Here is a 267-nt window from a genome sequence, read left to right as displayed (position 1 = left end):
GCCGCAGGGACATATTCCGTCGTCGTGTCCCCGACGGGCGGGGGCACCATGGCGTTCAACGCATTGTTGCAACCGGACATCGTAGGGCCGGTATTAACTACTAATATGCCGGTCGCGATCAGTTTGAGTACCGGTCAAGTGGAGCGATTGACGTTCAATGCAACTGCAGGCGAAACGTTGGCATTGAATCTCTCCGGTGTGAGCACGACGCCAGCGGGACAGGATCTCTACGTCGTCGTCTATCGCCCTGATGTGGGGACCATCACC

1 protein-coding gene is annotated in these 267 nt (G+C 57.7%); it reads left to right on the top strand.

The genetic code is table 11. The features are described 5' to 3' along the window. Window positions 1–48 precede the first annotated feature (48 nt). Window positions 49–267, top strand: a 219-nt coding sequence (locus tag AC4HNJ_RS21975; protein ID WP_490481739.1) for a hypothetical protein, incomplete at its 3' end; no start/stop codon positions are given.

Source organism: Dyella sp. SYSU CM1112 (genome assembly GCF_058216415.1).
Note: the sequence above shows the minus strand (reverse complement) of the source record. Positions and strands in the feature narration are given on the sequence as shown.